The sequence below is a fragment of the Blastococcus sp. DSM 46786 genome, from assembly GCF_900109665.1.
Classification (GTDB): domain Bacteria; phylum Actinomycetota; class Actinomycetes; order Mycobacteriales; family Geodermatophilaceae; genus Blastococcus; species Blastococcus carthaginiensis.
Genome location: NZ_FOAO01000009.1, coordinates 50,607 through 72,000, shown reverse-complemented (window position 1 = coordinate 72,000; position 21,394 = coordinate 50,607). Strand labels below are relative to the sequence as shown.

Below are 21,394 nucleotides of genomic sequence, written 5' to 3'. Positions count from 1 at the left end.
TGGGAGCTCGGGGTGGGGCGCGGGTGGATGAGGGCGGGCGTCGGTCAGCGGGTGCCGACGTCGGTGATGCGGCCGAGCGGCACCTCGACGCCGCCGACCGTCGCCACGGCCTCGACCTTGTCGGTGCCCAGGCGGACCGAGGTGACGACGCCGGTCTTCGAGGCGCCGGTCGGATCGGTGTAGATGACGGTCTGGCCGACCATCGCCCCCGCACTGCTCGAGCGCTGCAGGGCCAGCATCGAGGCGTTCTGCTTGGCGATCTCCTCGAGCTTCTCGACCTGGCTGAAGGTGGCGGTCTGCGCCATCAGCTGGTTGGTGTCGGCCGGGTTGCCGGGGTCCTGGTACTTCATCTGGGCGACCAGCAGCTTGAGGAAGGTGTCCTTCCCCATCTGGTCGCCGCGGTCGACGGAGCTCGTCGCGGAGTACGTCGCGGTCGTACCGGTGGCACCGCTCACTGCGTCCGGCATGTGGGCTCCTCGCTCTCAGACGCGCACGTCCACGCCGGACGACGTGGATCGATTCCGGGGGGCAGTGCGCCCCTCTCCGCTATCGGCAGGGCGACCACCCGGTCGTGACCACTCGCCGGCCGGGTCCTGCGACCCGCCGCGGTTCCCGGTGTCCTGCTGGGCCTGCTGCTCGGCGGCGTGCCGGGACAGCCAGGAGCCACCTGCATCCGCGTCCACCTCGACCCGCGACGGGCTGAGGCCGGCGGCCTCCAGGTCGCGGCGCAGCTCGGGGAGGGCGTCCAGCAGGGCGGCGCGGCCGAGTTCGTGCGCACCGCGCAGCGTCAGGTCCAGGACGCCCTCGCCGACGGTGACCTGCACCTGCACCGGGCCGAGGTTCTCGGGCGTGAGGACGAGCGTCATGGTGTGCGCGCCGTCGCCGGCGCCATTGAGGGCGGCCACCTGGCGGAAGACCTGGCCGGAGACCGGCAGCGCCGCGCCGTCGCCGGTGGCGGGGGCGGTCACCGGTGCGGCGGCCGCGACGGGTGCGGGGGCGGCGGCCGCGACGGGTGCGGGGGCGGTGGCTCCGGGAACCGTGGGGAGGCCCTCGGCATCCGCGGCCGGGGTGGGGACCACGGCGGAGGTCGGCTCGCCTCCGGCGCCGGGGTCACCCGCACCGGGTTGCTGCCCGGCCGCCGGTGCGGGGGCTCCGGCGCCCGGCAGCCCGGGGGTGACGGCCGTGGTGGTCGCGGTGGCGGCAGCGCCGGCGGACGGCGCCTGGGTCGGGCGCTCCCCGGCCGGTCGCAACGCCGCGGGAGTGCCGGCGACGACGGCGAGCCCCGGTGCCCCGGCGTGCTCGGCGGCCCGCCCGCGCCCCGCGCCGTCGCCGACGACGGCGGTGGCCTCCACGGCCCGGGCCGACGCGGTGGCCGGCAGGTCGGGGCCGGGCCGGCCGGTGGCCGGGGTACCGGGCACCGGTGCACCCCCCACGACCGGGACGACGGCGCCGGCCACGGGAGCGGCGCCGGCCACGGGTGCGGCGCCGGCGGCCGGGGTGCCGGGCACCGTCAGGGCCTGCGCGGCGGCGGCCACGGCCGTCCTCGGGACGGTGGCGGACGCGGTGCCCGCGGGGCCCACGGCGACCGCGGGGGCGGTCGAGCCGGCCGCGTCGCCGGCCGGCTGCGCGGCGGCGCCACCACGCAGCAGTGCCCACAGGGTGGCGGCCACGCCCGCCGCGGTGGTGTCCACGGCCGGTGCGGCGACCGGCTCCTCGGGAGCGGCGGTCTCCTCGCCCGGGGCCTCGCCGGAGGTCTGCCGGCCGCCGGCGTCGCGCACCCCGCCGCTCAGCGCGCCGTCCAGGGCCGAGGCGAAGGGAGCCGCGCTCTCGCCGGACGCGCCCGCGGCAGGGGCGGCGGACGCGGCACGGGCGGCCGGGACGGCGGTGGTCACGGGAGCGGTCACGATGCCTCCTCGCCGGCGCGCGCCGGTCCCGTCACCGACGGGGCTGTGTCTCCCGCCGACCTCGCGAGCTCGGTCATCTGTAGGCCTCCGCCTTGCTCATCACGGACCGGACGTAGTTCTGGGTCTCCGGGTAGGGCGGGATGCCGCCGTAGCGGCTCACCGTCCCGGGCCCGGCGTTGTAGGCCGCCAGCGCCAGCTCGGTCGAGCCGAACTGCCGGGTCAGGGAGCCGAGGTAGCGGGCCGCGCCGTCGACCGCCGAGGACGGGTCGAACGCGTCGACGCCGAGCCCCTTCGCCGTCGCCGGCATGAACTGCATGAGGCCCTGGGCGCCCGCCGGGGAGACGGCCGCGGTGTCGAAGCCGGACTCCTGCTGGGCGACCGCGGCCAGCAGGGAGGCGTCGACGCCGTGCCGGCCGGCCGCGCGCTGGAACAGGTCCGCGTACGGCACCCCGGCCAGCGTCCCCGCGGCCGCCGGGGCGGCAGCGGGGACGGCGGCCTCGGGCAGCACCCGGCGGATCACCGTCGGGTTGCCGACCGACTGGACCTTCACCGTCTCGCCGGCCTGCGGCGCGGCGACCATCTGGCCGTTGCCGAGGTAGATGCCGACGTGGTCGATGCCCGCGCGGGACGAGGAGTTGTCGAAGAAGACCAGGTCGCCGGGGCGCGCGGAGGCGAGCGAGGGCACCGCCTTGCCGGCGGTCGCCTGCCGGGACGACGTGCGCGGCAGCTCGATGCCCAGGTTGCCGAACACGAGCTTGGTGAAGCCGGAGCAGTCCAGGCCCTTGCGGGGGTCGGTGCCGCCCCACAGGTAGGGGACACCGAGGTACTTCTGCGCCTCGGTCACCACCGCGCCCTCGGACGCGGTGGCGGCCCCGGTGGCCACGGTGCCGACCGCGGAGCCGCCGGTGAGCCCGGCGGCACCGGCGGCGGCGGCCCACGCCGAGGAGGACGAGGCCGTCGCGACGGACGGCTGGAACCGGGCCTGGATCTCGGCGATCCGGGACTGCACCGCGCTCAGCCCGTCCATGCCGTCCCCGTCCCCGTGTCGTCGGTGCCCCTGCCGCGGGAGGCGCGGCCGGTGACCAGGTCGTCGGTGGCCCGCTCCTCGGCGGCGTCGGCGGCGTGCTGCTGGGCCAGCCGGTGCCGCTCGGCCAGCCGTTCGAGGCCCTTGGTCCGGCGCGCGGCGGCGGTCCACTCCGCGCGCACGGCCTCGGCCTGCTCGGCCTGCGCCGTGGCCAGCGCGCGGGCGTCGGCGGCGTCGGTGGCCGCCGTCCGGAGCAGCACCATGGCCGCCACGAAGGAGCCGGCCGGCAGCGACGGCGGGAGCACCGCGCCGGCCAGCGCCGCCTCCTGCTCGGTGGCCCGCCGGGCGGCCTCACCGGCGGCGTTCGCGGCGACCGCGGCCGCGGCCGCGGCGGCCCGTTCCTCGCTCCGGCGCAGCTCCAGGACCGGCTGCAGCCGGAAGGCGGCGCGCTTCACGCAGCCCTCACGATGCGCTGCAGCCAGGCCCACGCCTCGGGGGCCGACGTCGACTCACCGAGCGGCTGCTGCAGGAACGCGTCGATCTGCGGCGCCAGCTGACGGGCGCGGTCCACCAGCGGGTCGCTGCCGGCCTGGTAGGCGCCGATCTCGATCAGCTCCCGGACGTCGCGGAGCGCGCCCATGAGCCGGCGGACCTCGCGCGCGTCGGCCATCTGCGCCGGGGGGACCACCGCGCCGGCGACGCGGGAGATCGACTCCAGCACGTCGATGGCGGGGAAGTGCCCGGTGGTGGCCAGCTTGCGAGTGAGCACGACATGCCCGTCGAGGATCGAGCGGGCGGTGTCGGCGATCGGCTCGTTGTGGTCGTCGCCCTCGACGAGCACCGTGTAGAGGCCGGTGATCGAGCCGACGGCGCCGGTGCCGGCCTTCTCGAGCAGTTGCGGCATCATCGCGAAGACGCTCGGCGGGTAGCCGCGGGTGGCCGGCGGTTCGCCCGCGGAGAGGCCGACCTCGCGCTGCGCCATGGCGGTGCGGGTGATCGAGTCCATCAGCAGCAGGACGTCGCGGCCCTCGTCGCGGAAGGCCTCCGCGATGCGGGTGGCGACGAAGGCGGCCTTCAGGCGGACGAGCGGCGGCTCGTCGGAGGTGGCGACCACGACGACCGTGCGGGCCAGGCCCTCGGGGCCGAGGTTCTCCTCGATGAACTCGCGCACCTCGCGGCCGCGCTCGCCGATCAGGCCGATGACGCGGACGTCGGCGTCGGTGCCGCGGGTGATCTGGGCCAGCAGGCTGGACTTGCCGACGCCGGAGCCGGCGAAGATGCCCAGGCGCTGGCCCTTGCCGCAGGGGACGAGGGTGTCCAGCGCGCGGACGCCGAAGGTGAGCGGCTCGGCGACGCGGGCGCGGGAGAGGGCGTGCGGCGTCGTCGTCGCCAGGTCGACCCACGACACGCGGCCGTCGAGCGCCGGGCCGCCGTCGACCGGGCGGCCGAGGCCGTCGAGGACGCGGCCGAGCAGCGCCTCGCCGACCGGCACCTGCAGCGGCCGGCCGGTGGCCCGTACGGGGGCGCCGGCGTGCACGCCGGACAGGCCGCCCAGCGGCATGCAGGTGAGCCGGTCGCGGCCGACCGCGACCACCTCGGCGAGCAGCGGACGGCCGGTGGGGTCGACCTCGACCAGGTCGCCCACGGCCGCCGTCACGCCGTCGACGCTGAGCGTCAGCCCCATGGCGCCGGTGACGACGCCGGTCACCTGCGGGCGGGCGGCGGCGCGGGCGCGCGCGAGGACGGTCGGCGGGACGGTCATGCCCCCAGCACCGCCTGCACGCGCTGCAGCGCCGTGCCGAGCTGCGCGTCGATCCGCCGGGGGCCGGACTCGGCGACGGCGCCGGCCCGCTCCACCGACGGGTCGCCGACCACGCGCACGCTGTCGGGCAGGTCGGCGAGCGCCTCCTCGGGCACCTCGGCGAGGTCGTCGGGGTGCAGCCGCACGACGGCGGGGGCGTCGGCGGGGCAGAAGGTGAGCGCCCGGCGCACGGCGTCCATGACCGGGTCGGTGGCCAGGGCGAGCTCGCGGCCGAGGAGGTCTTCGACGAGGGTCAGCGCGGTGCCGACGATCGAGTCGCGGATGTCGTCGGCGACCGGGCGGGCGCTCTCCTCCAGCTGCCGGACGGCGGCGCCGAGGGCGGCGGTCGCGGAGACCAGCCGGCGTTCCCAGCGGGCCTGCACCTCCGCCAGGCGCTCCTGGGCCTCGCGCTCGGCCTCGGCGACCACCGACTCCGCGGCCAGCAGGCCCTCGGCGTGACCGGCGGCGAAGCCCTCGGTGCGCGCCTGGGCCCGCAGCCGGGCGAGCTCCTCGGCGTAGACGTCGCCGAGGCGGAAGGACGGCTTGCTCCCGGCGACCGGCTGGTCCTCGGCCCGGCGCACGGTCGTCCGCCGCTCGACCGGCGAGGGCTGGACGGGCACGGCGGGGGAGGGGGCGACCGCCGCCGTGGCCGGTGCGGCGGGGAGCCGGACCCCGCCGGTCCGCGCGGCCGGGAGGGTGGCGACGCCGGCACCGTGCTCGGCCATGACCTCCCGGTAGGGGCGGGCCAGCGCGGCGGAGCCGCCGCGCAGGACCGCGCCCTCCCGCGGCGGCCGGTGGCCGTCGTCACGCGACGAAGTCATCGTCCCCACCGCGGTTGATGGTCAGCACACCCTGCTCCTCGAGGGTGCGGATGACCGCGACGACCTTGGCCTGGGCCTCCTCGACCGTGCGAGTGCGCACCGGGCCGAGCAGCTCGATCTCCTCGCTGAGGTTCTCGGCCGCGCGCTCGGAGAGGTTCCGCTTGATCTTGTCCTGCACGTCGGGCCGCACGCCCTTGAGCGCGGTGGCCAGGTCGTTGGCCTCCACCTCGCGCAGCACGAGCTGCAGGGAGCGGTCGTCGATGGTGACGATGTCTTCGAAGACGAACATCTGCGAGCGGACCTGGTCGGCCAGCTCCGGATCGGTGTTGTCCAGCCACTCGAGGATCGAGCGCTCGGTCGGCCGCGGGGAGCGGTTGATGATCTCGACGAGGGTCTCCACGCCGCCGACGGTGGTCATGTCCTGGTGCGCCAGGATCGAGCCCATCCGGCGGCCCAGCTCCTCCTCGACCAGCCGCACCATCTCCGGCGAGGTGCGGTCCATCGTGGCGATGCGGTGGGCGACCTCGGCCTGCTGCTCGGGCGCGAACCCGGAGAGCACCTCGGCCGACTGCGCGGCCGTGAGGTGGGCCAGCACCAGGGCGATGATCTGCGCGTGCTCGTCCTTGAGGAAGGTGACCAGCTGCCGGACGTCGGCGTTGCGCAGCGAGGCGAACGGCACCTCGGTGTAGACGACGTTGAGCCGGGACAGGATGTTCTCCGCCTTGTCCTCACCCAACCCCGCGGCGAGGATCTCGCGGGCGAACTCCACACCGCCGCGGCCCACGAACTGCTGGGCGGTCATGAGGCCGTGGAACTCGTTCATGACGCCGTCGACGTCCTGGAGCTCCACCGAGCCGAGCTTCATCAGCTCCCGGGTGAGCGCCTCGACCTCGCGGGGCCGCAACTGGGCCAGGAGCACGCCGGCCTCCTCCTTGCTCATCTGGGCCAGGAAGACGGCGGCCTTGCGCAGGCCGGGCATCTGCGGACGCGGGGGTGCGGCGACTGTGCCCGGCTGGATGCTGGCGAGCGTCATGCGTCCACCTCGCTGTCCCCCGCAAGCGGAAGGTGCCCCCAGCTCGGTGCCCGCATGCCGACGGGTGCTCTGCTCATGCGTGAGCTCGCGAGCTCGCTCACGACTTGCTCTCGCTGAGCCAGCCGCGGAGCATGGCCGCGACCTCGTCGGGCCGTTCGCTGACCATCGTGGAGATCTCCCCCCGCACCTTCGCCCGCTCGACGGCCTCGAGCTCCAGCGCCGCGTCGGTCACGTGACGCTCCTCGCGGGTGCTGGCCACCCGCAGCCGGTCGAGCTCGGCGAGCATCTCGGCGTCGAGCTCCAGCGGCTCGTAGTCCTCGTCGTCGTCGTCCTCGTCGGCAGCGCGGCGCGCGCGCAGCCAGACGATCAGGACGACCAGCGCGATGCCGGCCGCGATGCCGCCGGTGCGGATCATCGACCACATCTGCGCGCTGGCCTCCGCCTCGCGCGCGGCCTCCATCGCGGCGGCGGCGTTCTCGGCCGCGGTGGCGTCGAAGGGCAGCGAGGCGACGGTGATGTCGTCGCCGCGGGCCTCGTCCAGGCCGACGGCGGTGACCATCAGGTCGGTCATCTGCTGCTGGTTCAGGTTGCCGGCGACGGCGTCGTCCATGACGACGGAGACGGTCAGCCGGTTCAGCTCCCCGGGCGCGCCCTGCACGACCTCGGTGGTCTCCCCGACGGCGTTGTTCGCCGTCGTGGACTCCTTGTTGTAGGTCGACTCGCCGCCGGCGTTCCCGGCGGCGTCGGGCATGTTCTCCGGGCCGAGGACGCCACCGACCGGGGCGCCGGTGCCGACGTACTCCTCGGTGGTGGTCTGCTCCGAGATCGGCGGGACGTCCTCGTCGAAGGTGTAGGTCTTCGAGGTGGTGCTGCGCTCGGAGAGGTCGACGTCGGCGCGCACCGAGACCACGGAGCGGCCGGGGCCGACCACCGAGTCGAGGATCTTCTGGGCGCTGGCCGAGAGGCGGTCCTCGTACTCCTGCTCCACCTGGGACCGGGCGTCGCCGGCGGCCGCGGTCACGCCGGTGCCGGCGGCGGAGAGGACCTGACCGGTCGAGTCGGCGACGGTCACCTGGTCGGGGTTCATGTCCTGGATGCTGGAGGAGACCAGGTTGGTGACCGCCTGGATCTGCTCGCCGGACAGCGCGGTGCCGGGGGCCAGGTCGAGCAGCACCGAGGCCGTCGGTACGGCCTTGTCGCTGACGAAGACCTCGTCCTCGGGCAGGGCCACGTGCACGACGGCGGAGTTGACGCCGGCCAGCGACTCGAGGGTGTTGGCCAGCTCCCCCTCCAGGGCCCGCTGGTAGGTCACCTGCTGCTGGAACTCGCTGGTGGTGATGCCCTGCTCGTCCAGCAGCGCGTAGCCGGTGTCGTTGCCCGCCGGCAGGCCCTGGCCGCTCATGGCCAGCCGCAGGTCGTACACGGCGTCCTTGGCGACCATGATCGTGCTGCCGCCGTCCGCCAGGTCGTAGGCCACACCCTGGGCGTTGAGCTCCTCGACGATGGCCGAGGCGTCGCTCGCGGCGAGGTTGGAGAACAGCGGGGCCTGGGTCGGCGTGGTGATCCAGCTGTAGAAGAAGAACCCGCCGAGGGTCAGCCCGGCGAGCAGCAGGCCGATGACGACCTTCTGCCCGAGGCTGATCGTGTCGAACGAGGAGCGGGCACGCTCCAGCGTCCCGGCGAGTGCCGACTTCATCAGATCTGCATCCTCATGATCTCGTTGAAGGCCGCGACGGCCTGGTTCTTGATCGTCACGACCATCTCGGTCGCCACGCCGGACTCAGCGCTGGCGATCATGTAGTCGTGCACGTCCTTCAGGTCGCCGGTGGCGGCCTGCACGGCCAGCTCGGAGGTCACCGACTGCTTGGCCTGGAGCGCGTCGAAGGTGGAGGCGAGGACGGCGGCGAAGCCGTCGGCTCCCTCGGTCGCGGGCGTGCCGCGGGTGCTGCCGGCGACGCCGGTGACCGCGCCGACCCCGACCGGGGTGATGCCGCCGAGCGGGATCGTCATCAACGCTTCCCGAGCTGCAGCGCCGCCTGGTAGGCGTTGGTGGCCCGCTCGATGACGGCCAGGTTGGCCTGGTAGCCGCGCTGGGCCATCATCATGTGGGTCATCTGGTCACCCAGGTCGATGTCCGGGTACTTCACGTAACCGCCCTCGTCGGCCAGCGGGTGGTCGGGCTGGTAGACCAGCCGGCCCTCCGGGTCGCCGAACTCGGCGCGGGCCACGCGCACGCCGCCCTCGCCGCTGCCGTAGTCCACCGCTTGGGCGACGACGAGCCGCGCCTGGAAGGCGTCCTCGTCGGTGCGCCGCACCGTGTTGATGTTGGCGATGTTGTCGGCGGTGGCGTCGAGCCACTTCCGGTGGGTCATGAGCCCGGACTGGGAGATGCTCAGGGCCTGGAACATGCTCATGTCTACGAGGTCCTCAGGGCGGTGCGGAGCGAGTTGTACCTGCCGTCCAGGGCGTTGAGCGCCAGCTGGTAGCGCAGCCCGGTCTCGGTGGCGATGACGGTCTCCGCATCGAGGTTGACGTTGTTGCCGTTGGTGTTGGTCGGCTCCAGCGAGCGGCCGGTCGTGCCGCCGGAGATGACCGGTGTGGCGCCGCTGCGGACGGCCCCGCGCAGCGACGTCTCGAAGTCGGTCCGCCCGGCGAGGAAGCCGGGGGTGTTGACGTTCGCGATGTTGTCGGCGGTGACGCGCTGCCGCTGCGCGAGCCCGGCGAGGGCCGCCTTCAGGACCGACGAGGTGGCGTCGGGGATCATCGGCCGCCTCGCCGGCGGGTGGAGCAGGACACGATCGACCTCCGGGTACGCGGAACGCACTCGCGAGCGAGTGAGGGGCCGCCGATCCGTGGCGATGGTGGTGCTCTCCGTGCACAGGCTTCATCGGCAGCCGGCCGGTACCGGCTGACCACCGCTCCGCCACCCGAGGGACGCCAGCCACCGGATGAGGTGACGGGGGCGGATGTGACCAGAGGGGACCTCGCCTGGTCCCGGGTCGACCGGGGCGGGGGAGTTGGCACATGTCGCGCCCGTGGGTGGGCGGGATCGTGACCCCGCCGCAGGAACGCACGAACGCCCCGCTGCCGAAAGTCGGCGGCGGGGCGTTCGGAGGGAGGAGGTCAGCGTGCGGCGGTGGCGAGCCGCCCACCCCCGAGGGCGCGGGTGCGGTTCTCCCGCGCGGTCCGCCAGGCGGCTGCCCAGCGCTCGGCGGTGTGCTCGGTCAGGTGGTGGGCCAGCACGTGCTCCCGGGCCGCCGCGGCGACCTCCCGCCGGCGGTCGGCGTCCTTCACGCCGAGCGTGAGCCACTTGGCCCAGTCCTTGGGTGCGCGGGCGGGCATCCCCAGCCCGAGCCGCTCGTACTCCTCGGTGCGGGCGCGCACGCAGTACACGCCCCGCGCGGAGTACTCCAGCGGCTTCAGCCAGCTCTTGCTCGTGTTGAAGCGGTCGATCCGCAACGGGGCGATCCCGATGTCGAACAGCTCGCCCATCCGCGCCGCGTACCCGTCCACGTCCATCACCCAGGGCACCTCCTCCGGCTCGTCCGGCAGCCCCAGGCGCACCTTGATGTCCCACTTCTGGCCGAGGATGACCAGCCGGCTGCGCCCGCGGGTCCGGTCCAGCGCCTGCTGCAGACCGGAACCCATCTCCTGCAGGTCGTACGGGTGGCTGGGCACGCTGCCGGCCCAGCCGATGGTCACGGTCTCCGGGGTGCGCTCGTAGGCCGGCGGCAGCTCCGCAGTTCGGCGGGGAACGGCGTTCTCGATCACCGTGCCGCGGCCGTGGCGGGCGTACTCCGTGAGCAGCGCGGGCGTCGAGGTGGTCACCAGGTCCGCCTCCCGGGCGGCCTGGGCCGCGAACCCGCTGCTGCCGGCACGCACCAGGGCGTCGTGCCCCATGTGGCCGTACGGGACGCCGGAGAGCAGGTCGTCCATCTCCACGACGACGGCGACCCCCTGCGCCTGCAGGATGCGCTGCGTCTGCAGCATCTCGGCGGTCTTCGGCAGCTGCAGGACGACGACGTCCGCGCCCTGGCTGTCGACGTCGACGACCTCCATCGGGGCGCCCTCGGTGACCGAGCGCATGGTGGTCCGGATCCCGCGGGAGACGGCGACCTCGATGCCGAGCCCTGCGGCCTGGACGGCGCGGGCGGGCTCCTCGACGCGGTAGTACGTCGAACCCTGGGCGATCGCGTGGGTGAGCAGGACGCGCATGTGGAAGGACCCTTCTGTCTGTGACGGCTGCCGGGAGTGGTGCGCTGGGGCGGTGCCCGGCGCCGGGAGCCGGCGCTCGCTCCTCTGTCATCGGCAGTCGGGACCCCCGACGGTTCCGTCAGCGCGCTCTTCCGCCGCGGAGGCGGACCCGCGTCAGAGCCCGCGATCGATGAAGGAGGGCACGGGTCGCTCGGCGCCGTAGGACATGCGGGCGGCGAGGTCGCGCTGCTTCTGGGACTGCGTGATCCGCTCCACCAGGGCCTCGGCGACCGCCAGCTGGTGCTGCAGCAGCCGCGCGGCCCGCTCCCGCAGGTCGGCGGGCAGGGGGCCGAGCCCGGACGGGGGTACCCAGTCGGTGCTGCGCCGGCCCCACGCGGCGATCTCCTCGGCCCGGCCCCGGGCGAGGCTCTCCTGGGCGTCGATGACGTCGCCCTCGAGCTGGTCGAGGGCCTCGTGCCAGTCGGCGGGCGGGTGCCGGTCGCCGGAGGTGGAGCTGCCGGAGGCGTTCGGCCGGCCGGCAGGCGTGTACGGGCTGGAGCCGAAACCGGCTGCGGCGGAGCCGCTGACCGGACCGACGGTCATGACGGGACGCCCGCCAAGGAGGCGGCGGCCTGCCGCCACGCGTCGCGCAGCGGCTCGACGACCGCCCGGCAGGCGGCGATGCGGTTCGCGTCGCACTTGAGGTTGGCCTGCACGAGCTCGCTCATCAACCAGTTGTAGAGGGCGGCCAGGCGGGGCCCGCCCTCCCACATGTCGACCTGCAGGCTGGACAGCAGTTCCAGCACGATCGACTGTGCGTGCTGGAGCTCCTCGTTCACCCGGGGGCGGTCTCCCTCGGCGACCGCGAGCTGCGCCCGCTCGAGGTCGAGGGCCAGCCGGTCGTAGAGCATGACCAGCACCTGCTGCGGCGAGGCGGTGGCTACGGCGTCGCCGAGGTAGCGGGCGCGGAGCGAAGCAGCACTCATCGGGAAGGGCTCCTGAGGTGAAGAGGCGAGCGGGTCGGGCGGGGCGGCGTCAGGAAGACGGCAGTGAACCGAGCTGACCGGCCAGCCAGTTGGATTGGTTGGTCAGGGAGCTCAGCGCGGTCTCCATGGCGGTGAACTGGCGGGTGAGGGCCACCTTGCGTGCGGCCAGGCGCAGGTCCCAGTCGGCGATCCGGTCCTGGATGTCGCGCGCGAGGCTGTCCTGGCCCGTGGCCAGGGAACTGAGCGTGCCGGTCGTCGCGTCCGACGCGGCCTTGCTGACGTCGCGGACCCGCGCGGCCAGGCCGACGACGGCGTCGGGCTCGCCGGTCACCCCGGAACCGACCACGATGCGCTGGGCCAGGTCCGGCGTCGCCGCGAGGGCGGCGGCGAACTTCGCCTTGTCGAAGGTGATCTGACCGTCGCGGGTGGTCTGGAAGCCGACCTGGGCCGGCGAGCCGTCGGTGCCGACCGCCTCGGAGACGGCCTGCAGGAGCTGGCCGGCGATGGAGGTCACCGCGTACTCACCGCGCAACGCCGCTTTGCTCCCCGGCGTGTTGTCCGTGTAGGTCTCGATCGTCGACAGCGCCTTGTTCACAGCGTCGACGAGCGCGGAGACCTTGTCGGCGACGGCAGCGGGGTCCGTGGCGACCGTGACGGTGACCGGGGTGGGCTCCACCTTGCTCACCGTGAGGGTCGCGCCCGGCAGGACGCCCTCGAACGTGTTGGTGGCCGAACGGATCGTGTAGCTCGTCGTGGTGGCGGTGTCCTCGCCGACCTTCAGCTCGGCGTCCTGCCCGAGGCTGGTGGTCGTGAACTCCGTGCCTGCGACGGAGAAGCCGGCGGCCTCGCCCGACGTGCTCGCGCTGATCTGCAGGGCGAACTGCCCGGGGGAGACCTGCACCGCGGAGGCCTTCAGGCCCAGGGCTGCGTCCCCGTTGATCTTCGCCGCGATCTGCTCGAGCGACTCGGTGCCGTCCAGGACGACCGAGCCCTTGCTGGTCGTCCCGTCGGCGGTCCGGATGTCCAGGGTGCTCATCCCGGCGGCGGTGGTGGTGCTCGACCACCGGCCGGTGCTCACGCTGGAGGCGGTGGTCGCCACCTTGGCGACGGTGAAGGTGAGGGACCCGGGGGAGGCGTAGGAGGTGGTCGCGACCGCGACCGAGGCGGCAGTGCTGCTGGCCTTCGTGGTGGCGAACGACTCCGGCTTGAGCAGCGACTCGGCGCTGGTCGTCAGGGCCGCGAGCGAGCTGTTGACGGTGCGGTAGGCGCTGGCGGCGACCTGCGTCGCGGACAACCGCGTCTTCAGCGAGTTCTGCTGCCGGGCCTCGAGCTGCAGGAGCTGGGTGATCATCGTGCCGGTGTCGATCCCGGACACCAGGCCGGTGTTGATGCTCATCGTCATGTCACTGGCTCCTGGGTCGGTGCGATCGGGGGCCCACGCGAATGAGGGGGGAGGCACGAGGGCCTCCCCCCTCACCCGGGGTGCTGCTGAGGGTCTGCGGCCTCAGCTGTTCAGCTGATCGAGGATCAGCGGAGCAGCGAGAGGACGCCCTGCGAGGCCTGGTTGGCCTGCGCGAGCATCGCGGTGCCGGCCTGGGACAGGATCTGGGCGCGGGTGAACCCGACCATCTCCTGTGCCATGTCGGCGTCGCGGACCCGGCTCTCCGACGCGCTCAGGTTCTCGATCGAGACGTTGAGCGAGTTGATGGTGCTCTCGAAGCGGTTCTGCTTCGCACCCAGGCTGGCGCGGGACTCCGACACCGTCTTGATCTGGGTGTCCAGCGTGGCCAGGTCGGCCGTGGCGCTGTAGGTGCCCGAGGCCGACATGTTCGTGGCCACGCCGCTGACCGCCGTGGCGACCGTGGTGACGTTGCTGAGCTCCACGGTCATGGTCTCGCCGCCGTTGGCACCGGTCTGGAACGACAGGCTGGAGGCGCTGCCGTTCAGGAGCTTGGTGCCGTTGAAGTCGGTCCGCCCGGCGATGTCGGTCAGCGCGCCGGCGAGCTCGGTGACCTCCTTCGCGATGTAGCCGCGGGCCTTCTCGTCGACGACGCCGCTGTTGCCCGCCTGGACCGTCAGGTCGCGGACGCGCTGCAGGATGGCGTGGACCTCGGTGAGGGCACCTTCCGCCGTCTGCACCACGGAGACGCCGTCCTGCGAGTTGCGGACGGCGACCTTGAGGCCACCGACCTGCGAGCGCAGGCCCTCGGAGATCGCCAGACCGGCCGCGTCGTCGGCGGCGCGGTTGATCCGGAAGCCGGAGGACAGCTTCTCGAGCGACTTGCTCATCTGGCTGTCGGTGATCGACAGGTTGCGGTGAGCGTTGAGAGCAGCGATGTTCTGGTTGATGCGCAGACCCATGATGTTCCTCCTTGGAAGGGGTCGTACTTGGTCTTCCCGCTGCATCCGTGCTGCGGGCCGTACATGGAAGGTCTTCGGCCGGTGCCCGGGGGCTCTTGAGCCGAGTGGGCAAATTCTTTCCGTCGCAGAGGATCAGGCCGTCCGGGCGGTGTGATCCCGGGTGACCGGCCAGGCGGCTCGGGGTGAGGGGAGCGGCGCGCCGCAGCGACCGGTGACCCGGTCGAGGTAGGCGCGCTGCTGGTTGCGTGCGCGCACGCCGCCGTCGGCGGGGACCGACCTTCCGTCCCAGATCTCGCTCATCGCGGCATGCAAGAGGGTCAGGGCTCGGGCGCGCATCTGGGAGACGCGGGAGAGCGTCACCTCTAGGCCCTCGGCGATATCGGTCAGTGATTCATCACCGAAGAAATTGCGCTCGATGACCTCGTCCAGCCGGTCGGGCAGGGCGCGGATCGCCTCGTGCAGGTGCCGTGCCCGTTCCCCGCGCAGGACGGCGCGCTCGGGTGACTCCCCGGTGTCGGGCAGGTCCAGCGTGCTGCCGTCGGGACCGGCCTCGGCGTCGATGCTCACCATGACCGCGCGGTGGACGTCGACCTGCAGGTGGTCGAGCTCGCTGCGAGCGATCCCCAGGCTCGTGGCCAGCTCCTCGCGCGTAGGCGGCCGGCCCAGGCTGATGGTCAGCGCGTCGGCGGCGGCGTCGGTCCGGCGGGCCGCAGCCCGCACCGACCGGCTCGCCCAGTCCCCGGAGCGCAGCCCGTCGAGGACCGCGCCCTGCAGCCGGGCCAGCGCGTACGTCGCGAACGAGGCGCCGGCCGAGGGGTCGAACCGGCGGGCCACCTCGACGAGCGCCACGTGCGCGCAGGAGAGGAGGTCCTCACGGCTCACGTGGCTCGGGAGGGAGATGCGTGAGGCGACGGCGTTGACGGCGAAGGCGGCGAGCGGCAGGTGCTCGGTCACCAGGGCGTCGACCTCCTGCGGGGACCGTCCCTTGACCGGGTGGGGCACCCGGCCGTTCGGGGGGCGTTCGCGCAACGGCCGGTCATGCGCGGACCGCTCACGCAGGGATCGCTCGGTCGCGAGGGCACGGACTGGGGTCACATCCGTATCTCTCGGCTGTCCCGGGTGGAGTCGGCACCACCCGTCGGCACAAATCCGCACGAACGTGAGCGCCAGTTGCGTGCTTCGGCTCAACCCCCTCCGAACGGGTGCCGATGGCAGCACCGACGGCGGTGGCCGGCCCTGCGGCCGGGGCGACCGCGAGCACGAGCGAGACGACGGAAGGCGGTGGACACGTGGACTACCAGCACCTGTCGACGATGCTGTGGCGGGAGCAGGAGCTCCTGGACCTGCTGCTGTTCAAGGCCGAGGAGAAGCAGTACCTGATCCTCACCGGCAAGACCCGCTGGCTGGCGCGCATCGCGCACGAGATCGAGGTCATCCTCGACCAGCTCCGCACTCTCGAGGTGGAGCGGTCGGCAGCCACCGAGGCGATCGCGGGGAGGCTCGGGCTGTCCGCCAACCCGTCCCTGCGACAGGTCGCCGATGCGGCGCCCGCGCCGTGGAACGACCTCCTCGCGCAGCACCACGAGGCGCTGTTGACCCTGATCACCGACCTGCGCAGCCTGTCCGACGCCAACCGGGAGCTCATCGAGGGCGGCCTCTCCGCCATCGGGGACGCGCTCCTGCAGACGCGGACGTCCTCGACGGGCACGTACGGCGCGAGCGGCCGGCACTCCGACGGCGCCCACCGAGCGGTCACCCTGGACGGAGCACTCTGACGTGAGCACCTTCAGCCTCCTCAACACGGCGACCACCTCGTTGTGGGCGCAGCGCCGGGCGCTCGATGTGACCGGTCAGAACATCTCGAACGTCAACACCGACGGGTACTCCCGGCAGCGCGTCGACATGCGGGCGATCGGCGGCAGCGCCGTCCCGGCGTTCTACTCCACCGGCACCGGCATCGGTGGCGGCGTGAACGCCGACGAGATGACGCGGATCCGTGACGCCTTCCTGGAGGGTCGCGGGCACACGGAGCACGCCAACAGCGCGCAGCTGACGGCCGAGACGGATGCGTACGAGCTGGTGGAGCAGGCGTTCCGCGAGCCCGGGATCACCGGCCTGCAGAACCTCATGGCCGACATGTGGCGCGGATGGCAGGACGTGGCCAACAAGCCGGAGGACCCGGCCGCCCGGGGGCAGGTGCTCAAGCGGCTCGAGACGCTCGTCGGCGGCCTGCACTTCAGCAGCGCGCAACTGGACGGCCAGTGGCTGCAGACCCGCGAGAACCTCGGTGTCCTCGTCGACGACGTCAATGCGGCGGCCGAGACGATCGCCCAGCTGAACACCGCGATCCTGCGGGCCTCGCAGAGCGGCCTGCCGGCCAACGACCTCACCGACCAGCGCGACCTGCTGGTCATGAAGCTCGCCGACCAGGTGGGGGTGTCGGTGCGGCCGCGGGACGGCGGTGTCGTCGACGTGGTCGTCGGCAGCGTCACGCTGGTCTCCGGTGGCACCGCGTCGAAGCTCGCGGTGCACGGCACGGTCGACCCGGCGGGCACCGCCGGCGACCCGCCGCGCGTCGTCACCGCCGCCGGCGGTCTCCCGGTCACCGTCGGGGGTGCTGCCGGAGGGCAGCTGCACGCGCTGAACGCGATCCTCCCCACCTACCGAACCGAGCTCGACGGCATCGCCTCGTCGCTGGTCACCGTGCTGAACACCGCGCACGCAGACGGCTACGACCTCGACGGGTTGCAGGGCGGCGCGCTGCTCGGCTCCTCGGGCGGGCCGGTGACGGCGTCGTCGATCACCGTGACCCTCACCGACCCGCGGAAGATCGCCGCGTCGTCCATCGGCCCCGGCACTCCCAACCTCGACCACGCGAACGCCGACAAGCTGGCCCAGCTGGGCAACGGCGTGGGCTCACCCGACGCGGCCTACCGCAAGATGATCGTCGAGCTGGGCGTGCAGTCGGCGGTTTCGCAGCGCAACCTCGGCATCCAGGCGGTCATCACCGGGCAGGTGGACGCTGCCCGGGAGTCCGTGGCCGGGGTCAACCTCGACGAGGAGATGACCAACATGCTGTCCTTCCAGCACGCGTACTCGGCCGCGGGCCGGCTGGTCACGGCGATCGACGAGATGCTCGACGTCCTGATCAACCGCACCGGCCGCGTGGGGCTGTGATCTGAGTGCGCATCACGCAGAGAGCCGTCGCCCTCACCAGCCTGCAGGGTCTGAACCGTGGCCTCGACTCGTTCGGCAAGCTGCAGCAGCAGCTCACCTCGGGCAGGCTCCTCAACGCCCCGTCCGACTCGCCGACCGGCACGAACAAGGCGATGCAGATCCGGTCGGAGCAGGCCGCCGTCGAGCAGTTCGGCCGCAACATCGCCGACGCCGACAGCTGGCTGTCGATCACCGACTCCACGCTGCAGAACATGCTCGACGTCACCCGGCGGGTCCGCGACCTCACCGTGCAGGGTGCCAGCACCGGCAGCTCGTCCGAGGCCAGCCGGCGGGCGCTGGCGACGGAGGTCGAGTCGCTGCGGGAGAGCCTCCTGGGCCTGGCGAACACGACGATTCAGGGCCGGCCCGTCTTCGGCGGGGTAACCACGGGCGCCAACGCCTACAGCGACACCGGCGCCTTCACCGGCATGGGCGGGGCCGACGTCATGCGCCGGGTCGCCTTCACCGAGGAGGTCCGGGTGGACCTCACCGGACCGGAGGCCTTCGGACCCCCCGGGGACGACCTCTTCGCCGTGGTGGCACGGATCGCCGACGACCTCGTCAACGACCCCGCCGCCCTCGACCAGGGGCTGGTGGACCTGGACGCGGCGATGAAGCGGATGCTCGGCGGGCTCGCCGACGTGGGCGCCCGCGCGGCCCGCGTCGAGCGCGAGCAGCAGATCAACAGCGATCTGGCGCTGACGCTGGAGGCCCAGCTCGGCGAGATCGAGAACGTGGACCTGCCCAACACGATCATGCGGCTGCAGATGCAGCAGGTCGGTTACCAGGCCGCGCTGCAGGCGACAGCGAAGGCCATCTCCCCGACGCTGATGGACTACCTGCGTTGACGACCGCCCTCGCCGATCACCCCGCGGCGGCCTCGACGACGGCACCGGCTCCGCCCCCGGTCCAGGTGCTGTCGTTCGCCGAGCCGCTGCCGGGTTTCCCGCGGCACCGGGACTACGTCCTGGTCCCCGGGGACAGCGCCGGGCTGCTCTTCTGGCTCCAGGCGGTCGCCCCCGACGGGCCCCGGTTCCTCGCCGTGCCGGCGCGGGAGTTCTTCCCGGGGTACGCCCCCGTCCTGCCCGCCGCCGTGCGGGTGGAGCTCGGGCTCGCCGATCCGGCCGAGGCGCGGGTGTTCTGCCTGGTCACCGTGCCCGACGGCGACGTGGCCGAGGCGACGGCCAACCTGCGGGCCCCGGTGGTCGTCGCCCCCGCGACCTCCCGCGCCCGGCAGGTCGTCCTGGACGACGGCTCCCTTCCCCTTCGGCGGCGCCTGCGCCGATAACCTCACTGCGCCGCGTCGGGACGCGGCTTCGACGCCCGCCCCGGCGGGCGACGCCACGGACGGCCACCACACACACCCATGGAGGGGTACTCGTGCTCACACTCACCCGCAGCGTCGGCGAGACGATCCGCATCGGCGACGACATCGAGGTCCACGTCGTCGAGGTCCGGGGCGGCACCGTCCGCCTGGGCTTCAAGGCGCCTCGCGAGATCGCGATCCACCGCGAGGAGGTCTACCGGCAGATCGCCGAGGCCAACCTGCTGGCCGCCCAGGTCACCGCCGACACGCTCGGCGCCCTGGCGGCGTTCGCGCCCACCGCGGCGCCGGACGACGCAGGGACCGAGGCCGCGCCGGCCGGAGCGACCGCGGTGGAGGGCAGCACGTCCCGCTGAGCGGCAGATGTGCACGGTCGCCGGGGGGTCGACCTCGGCAGACCGTGCCAATCTGACGTGGCGACCGGCTGATCGGACTCCGACACAGGCAACTATTGCCGAAGCTTCCCCGTCACAACTGCGCTGGACACAGCGAGTTGTGTGCCGCGTCCGGAGCGTGCATGCGGCAGATTCCTCCTCACGCAAGTGACAGGGGGCGATCAAGATGGCACGTAACGCATTCACCGCTTCGGTGGCGGGGGACCAGACCGGCGACCAGGAGTCCGTGGTGGTCCACGTGCAGCTGCGACCTCGCCGGGGCGCCACCCGCAAGTGCCTCGCGGCGCTCGCGGCGCTGGCCGCCGAGCACGAGGACGTCGTCGTCGCCGTCACCGGCCTGAGCAAGGACGACCGCGTCGTCCGGGTGACCGTCGGCGTGGACCTCGGCCCCCGTGCCGCCGTGGCCCGGTTCTCCCCGCAGGCGCAGGCGGCGTACGCCTTCGTGTCGGCGCTCTTCACCTCGCTGTACGACCACATGCCGGTCTACACGGCCGAGCCGAGCAGCGCCGAGCGCGCCGCCGCCACCGCTCTGCTGGAGCACGCCGCCGCCGGTGCCGCACGCGCCGACGGCTTGCCGGTGGAGGTGCTCGAGGCGCTGCCCGAGGCCTCGGTGCCGGTCCCGCTCGTCCCCTCGCCGCGCCGCCCCGGTCCGGGGGAGCGCATCCCGGCCTGACGGCCTCCCGTGCAGTGCGGAGTGCCTGCCGCCCCGGCACCCCTTCTTCCCCGTAGTGCCCAGGAGTACCGATGCCCGACCGCATCCCCGTCCCCAGCTCCACCTCCGCCGACGACCGGGCCCGTGCCCGCCAGCCCCTGGTCTTCGGGGGCATCCCCGAGGCCGACGGGTGGGCGCTGGCGCCCATCACCCCGCGCGACCGGGTGCACTTCCGCGTGGACCACGAACTGCCGCTCGACGAGTTCCGCCAGGCCCTGCCCGACGGCGTGACGGTCACCTACGACCAGGGGGACGGCCTCTACCGCGTGGACGGGGCCTGCGGCTCGGCCGCCGTGCTGGCCGACTGGGTGAAGGCCTGGTGCGCCGGCCGGGGGACCACGACCATCGGGCTGCGCGCGGAGACCGGCGTCCGCCGGCGCGCCCCGCGGGACCTGCCGCCGGCCTTCCTCGACGACCTGTGCCGCCACTACGGGCCGGTCAGCCTCAAGCGCCTGCAGCGGAACATGAGCACGATCCGCCTGCACCTGCCCGACCCCGACGACCTGGGGCAGCAGGTCTTCGAGTGGATCCTCAAGGCCGTCGCCCAGTACGACGAGACCAAGTCGGTCCCCTTCGGGGCCTTCCTCGCCACCCAGCTGTCCAAGTGGGTGCACGACCTCGGGCGCAACGCGCACGGGCGGACCGCCGCCGACACCGAGCACAAGCAGCAGAAGGCGATCGCCGCCTTCATGGCCGAGCACCAGCGGCGGCCCAGCGAGAAGGAGCTGGCCGCCTACATGGGCCAGAGCGTCGCCACCCTACGCCGCAACTCCCAGACGGTGGCCACGCTCAACGGGCTGCGCAACCTCCAGTCGCTGGACGGCGCCCCCGAGGCCACCGAGATCCTGCTGCCGGACTCCTCCGAGGCGCCCGACGAGATCATGGGCGAGGCCGAGCAGACGCTGCTCTCGCACGCCTTGACCGCCGCGTGCGCGCCGGACCCGGAGGCGCGTCGCGACCAGCGGGCCGGTCAGCCCAACGTCCTCGGCTGGGCGACCTGGTACCTGACGACGTGGGGCGGGCGGACCAAGACGCAGCTCTCGACGGACCTCGGCACCTCGGTCCGGAACATGAACGTCTACGCCGACCGCGTCGAGAAGGCGCTGAAGGACCGGCTGGCCGAGCTCGCCGACTGAAGAAGGACCCCCTTCTGCCCACCGCTCGCACGCTCGCAGCGGGTCCCTGAAGGGGGCCGTTCCAGTACGTCACCCGCTCGGCGCGGGCCCCTGCAGGGAGCCGTTCCAGCACGTCGCCTGCTCGGCGCGGTCCCTGAAGGGGGCCGTTCCAGCACGTCGCCTGCTCGGCGCGGGCACCTGCAGGGAGGCCGTTCCAGCACGTCGCCATGCTCGGGGTGAGCCTCTGGACGAGGCCGGTGGATCCCGCGCTCCCGCACACCTCCGTGCGGGCGCGGGATCTCGGCGTTGCGGCAGGTCGCCCGGACCGCCGGCGGTGACGCGCGGGACGGGACGGACCCCCCGGAGATCCGATACGGAAAAGGGCCTGTCACAGGGTCGAACGAGGCCTGAACCTGCCGATATCCACGACGTGACACCCCGCCCGAGGACCTGCCGCCCGGCCTGCCGGCCGTGGGCGCGGACCGGGGCGCGGTACCGGGGCGGTGCC

General features: G+C 73.5%; 23 protein-coding genes and 1 pseudogene. 7 read left to right on the top strand and 17 right to left on the bottom strand.

Annotated features, from left to right (window positions below; genetic code table 11):
• Window positions 1–44 precede the first annotated feature (44 nt).
• The 17 genes from BMW62_RS09995 to BMW62_RS09915 form a co-directional block, all read right to left on the bottom strand.
• Window positions 45–467: a flagellar hook assembly protein FlgD gene (locus tag BMW62_RS09995; RefSeq protein WP_091930716.1), complete on the bottom strand. Its 423-nt coding sequence runs from the start codon at window positions 465–467 to the stop codon at window positions 45–47.
• 15 nt (window positions 468–482) lie between these two features.
• Window positions 483–1,904 carry a flagellar hook-length control protein FliK gene (locus BMW62_RS23455; protein ID WP_091930715.1) on the bottom strand — a complete coding sequence of 474 codons (1,422 nt, stop codon included), beginning with the start codon at window positions 1,902–1,904 and terminating at the stop codon, window positions 483–485.
• Between the two features lie 73 nt (window positions 1,905–1,977).
• Window positions 1,978–2,931, bottom strand: coding sequence for a transglycosylase SLT domain-containing protein (locus tag BMW62_RS09985; RefSeq protein WP_091930714.1), 954 nt, complete (start codon window positions 2,929–2,931; stop codon window positions 1,978–1,980).
• Entirely contained in the window at window positions 2,919–3,383 is a 465-nt protein-coding gene (locus BMW62_RS09980; RefSeq protein WP_091930713.1) for a flagellar FliJ family protein, read from the bottom strand. The genes BMW62_RS09985 and BMW62_RS09980 overlap by 13 nt, the downstream gene beginning before the upstream one ends.
• Window positions 3,380–4,690, bottom strand: coding sequence for a FliI/YscN family ATPase (locus tag BMW62_RS09975; protein ID WP_091930712.1), 1,311 nt, complete (start codon window positions 4,688–4,690; stop codon window positions 3,380–3,382). Before BMW62_RS09975 ends, BMW62_RS09980 begins: the two co-directional genes overlap by 4 nt.
• Entirely contained in the window at window positions 4,687–5,550 is an 864-nt protein-coding gene (locus tag BMW62_RS09970) for a FliH/SctL family protein (protein ID WP_244523943.1), read from the bottom strand. Before BMW62_RS09970 ends, BMW62_RS09975 begins: the two co-directional genes overlap by 4 nt.
• A complete protein-coding gene (gene fliG, locus BMW62_RS09965; protein WP_091930711.1) occupies window positions 5,534–6,583 on the bottom strand; it encodes a flagellar motor switch protein FliG in 1,050 nt (349 codons plus the stop codon). Before fliG ends, BMW62_RS09970 begins: the two co-directional genes overlap by 17 nt.
• A gap of 97 nt (window positions 6,584–6,680) precedes the next feature.
• Window positions 6,681–8,279: a flagellar basal-body MS-ring/collar protein FliF gene (gene fliF / locus BMW62_RS09960; protein WP_091930710.1), complete on the bottom strand. Its 1,599-nt coding sequence runs from the start codon at window positions 8,277–8,279 to the stop codon at window positions 6,681–6,683.
• On the bottom strand, window positions 8,279–8,593 hold the full coding sequence (locus BMW62_RS09955) for a flagellar hook-basal body complex protein FliE (protein ID WP_091930709.1): 315 nt from the start codon (window positions 8,591–8,593) through the stop codon (window positions 8,279–8,281). The genes fliF and BMW62_RS09955 overlap by 1 nt, the downstream gene beginning before the upstream one ends.
• Window positions 8,593–8,997 (bottom strand): flagellar basal body rod protein FlgC, encoded by a 405-nt coding sequence (locus BMW62_RS09950; RefSeq protein ID WP_091930708.1) that lies wholly within the window; start codon window positions 8,995–8,997, stop codon window positions 8,593–8,595. Before BMW62_RS09950 ends, BMW62_RS09955 begins: the two co-directional genes overlap by 1 nt.
• Before the next feature lie 2 nt (window positions 8,998–8,999).
• Window positions 9,000–9,347, bottom strand: coding sequence for a flagellar basal body rod protein FlgB (flgB, locus tag BMW62_RS09945; protein ID WP_091930707.1), 348 nt, complete (start codon window positions 9,345–9,347; stop codon window positions 9,000–9,002).
• Between the two features lie 359 nt (window positions 9,348–9,706).
• Window positions 9,707–10,798 (bottom strand): glycosyltransferase family protein, encoded by a 1,092-nt coding sequence (locus BMW62_RS09940; protein WP_091930706.1) that lies wholly within the window; start codon window positions 10,796–10,798, stop codon window positions 9,707–9,709.
• A 153-nt stretch (window positions 10,799–10,951) separates the two neighbouring features.
• Window positions 10,952–11,380: a hypothetical protein gene (locus BMW62_RS09935; protein WP_091930705.1), complete on the bottom strand. Its 429-nt coding sequence runs from the start codon at window positions 11,378–11,380 to the stop codon at window positions 10,952–10,954.
• Window positions 11,377–11,763: a flagellar export chaperone FliS gene (fliS, locus tag BMW62_RS09930; RefSeq protein WP_091930704.1), complete on the bottom strand. Its 387-nt coding sequence runs from the start codon at window positions 11,761–11,763 to the stop codon at window positions 11,377–11,379. Before fliS ends, BMW62_RS09935 begins: the two co-directional genes overlap by 4 nt.
• Before the next feature lie 49 nt (window positions 11,764–11,812).
• Complete coding sequence (fliD, locus tag BMW62_RS09925) at window positions 11,813–13,165, bottom strand: flagellar filament capping protein FliD (RefSeq protein WP_091930703.1); 1,353 nt, start codon at window positions 13,163–13,165, stop codon at window positions 11,813–11,815.
• A 125-nt stretch (window positions 13,166–13,290) separates the two neighbouring features.
• On the bottom strand, window positions 13,291–14,124 hold the full coding sequence (locus tag BMW62_RS09920; protein WP_091930702.1) for a flagellin N-terminal helical domain-containing protein: 834 nt from the start codon (window positions 14,122–14,124) through the stop codon (window positions 13,291–13,293).
• 132 nt (window positions 14,125–14,256) lie between these two features.
• Window positions 14,257–15,153 carry a sigma-70 family RNA polymerase sigma factor gene (locus BMW62_RS09915; RefSeq protein ID WP_244523942.1) on the bottom strand — a complete coding sequence of 299 codons (897 nt, stop codon included), beginning with the start codon at window positions 15,151–15,153 and terminating at the stop codon, window positions 14,257–14,259.
• A gap of 260 nt (window positions 15,154–15,413) precedes the next feature.
• On the opposite strand from BMW62_RS09915, the gene BMW62_RS09910 reads away from it, so the two are divergent.
• From BMW62_RS09910 to BMW62_RS09880, 7 genes and pseudogenes are all read left to right on the top strand, one after another.
• Window positions 15,414–15,899 (top strand): flagellar protein FlgN, encoded by a 486-nt coding sequence (locus tag BMW62_RS09910; protein ID WP_091930701.1) that lies wholly within the window; start codon window positions 15,414–15,416, stop codon window positions 15,897–15,899.
• A 1-nt stretch (window position 15,900) separates the two neighbouring features.
• Window positions 15,901–17,301 (top strand): flagellar hook-associated protein FlgK, encoded by a 1,401-nt coding sequence (flgK, locus tag BMW62_RS09905; protein WP_091930700.1) that lies wholly within the window; start codon window positions 15,901–15,903, stop codon window positions 17,299–17,301.
• A gap of 5 nt (window positions 17,302–17,306) precedes the next feature.
• On the top strand, window positions 17,307–18,188 hold the full coding sequence (gene flgL / locus BMW62_RS09900) for a flagellar hook-associated protein FlgL (protein WP_091930699.1): 882 nt from the start codon (window positions 17,307–17,309) through the stop codon (window positions 18,186–18,188).
• Complete coding sequence (locus BMW62_RS09895; protein WP_091930698.1) at window positions 18,185–18,628, top strand: flagellar assembly protein FliW; 444 nt, start codon at window positions 18,185–18,187, stop codon at window positions 18,626–18,628. Before flgL ends, BMW62_RS09895 begins: the two co-directional genes overlap by 4 nt.
• Before the next feature lie 92 nt (window positions 18,629–18,720).
• A pseudogene (gene csrA / locus BMW62_RS23590) lies at window positions 18,721–18,894 on the top strand (carbon storage regulator CsrA); the annotation flags it as partial.
• A 331-nt stretch (window positions 18,895–19,225) separates the two neighbouring features.
• Window positions 19,226–19,732 (top strand): hypothetical protein, encoded by a 507-nt coding sequence (locus BMW62_RS09885; RefSeq protein ID WP_091930696.1) that lies wholly within the window; start codon window positions 19,226–19,228, stop codon window positions 19,730–19,732.
• Window positions 19,733–19,803: 71 nt separating this feature from the next.
• A complete protein-coding gene (locus BMW62_RS09880; protein WP_091930695.1) occupies window positions 19,804–20,907 on the top strand; it encodes a sigma-70 family RNA polymerase sigma factor in 1,104 nt (367 codons plus the stop codon).
• Window positions 20,908–21,394: the final 487 nt, after the last annotated feature.

Coding starts and splice junctions, on each gene's coding strand:
- BMW62_RS09955 (WP_091930709.1), bottom strand. CDS start 8,593: ATGACGATCCCGCTCGGCGGCATCACCCCGGTCGGGGTCGGCGCGGTC.
- BMW62_RS09950 (WP_091930708.1), bottom strand. CDS start 8,997: ATGAGCATGTTCCAGGCCCTGAGCATCTCCCAGTCCGGGCTCATGACC.
- fliG (WP_091930711.1), bottom strand. CDS start 6,583: ATGACGCTCGCCAGCATCCAGCCGGGCACAGTCGCCGCACCCCCGCGT.
- BMW62_RS09935 (WP_091930705.1), bottom strand. CDS start 11,380: ATGACCGTCGGTCCGGTCAGCGGCTCCGCCGCAGCCGGTTTCGGCTCC.
- BMW62_RS09940 (WP_091930706.1), bottom strand. CDS start 10,798: ATGCGCGTCCTGCTCACCCACGCGATCGCCCAGGGTTCGACGTACTAC.
- BMW62_RS09880 (WP_091930695.1), top strand. CDS start 19,804: ATGCCCGACCGCATCCCCGTCCCCAGCTCCACCTCCGCCGACGACCGG.
- BMW62_RS09985 (WP_091930714.1), bottom strand. CDS start 2,931: ATGGACGGGCTGAGCGCGGTGCAGTCCCGGATCGCCGAGATCCAGGCC.
- fliF (WP_091930710.1), bottom strand. CDS start 8,279: ATGAAGTCGGCACTCGCCGGGACGCTGGAGCGTGCCCGCTCCTCGTTC.
- BMW62_RS09975 (WP_091930712.1), bottom strand. CDS start 4,690: ATGACCGTCCCGCCGACCGTCCTCGCGCGCGCCCGCGCCGCCGCCCGC.
- BMW62_RS09995 (WP_091930716.1), bottom strand. CDS start 467: ATGCCGGACGCAGTGAGCGGTGCCACCGGTACGACCGCGACGTACTCC.
- flgB (WP_091930707.1), bottom strand. CDS start 9,347: ATGATCCCCGACGCCACCTCGTCGGTCCTGAAGGCGGCCCTCGCCGGG.
- fliD (WP_091930703.1), bottom strand. CDS start 13,165: ATGACGATGAGCATCAACACCGGCCTGGTGTCCGGGATCGACACCGGC.
- BMW62_RS09885 (WP_091930696.1), top strand. CDS start 19,226: ATGGCACGTAACGCATTCACCGCTTCGGTGGCGGGGGACCAGACCGGC.
- fliS (WP_091930704.1), bottom strand. CDS start 11,763: ATGAGTGCTGCTTCGCTCCGCGCCCGCTACCTCGGCGACGCCGTAGCC.
- BMW62_RS09970 (WP_244523943.1), bottom strand. CDS start 5,550: ATGACTTCGTCGCGTGACGACGGCCACCGGCCGCCGCGGGAGGGCGCG.
- BMW62_RS09920 (WP_091930702.1), bottom strand. CDS start 14,124: ATGGGTCTGCGCATCAACCAGAACATCGCTGCTCTCAACGCTCACCGC.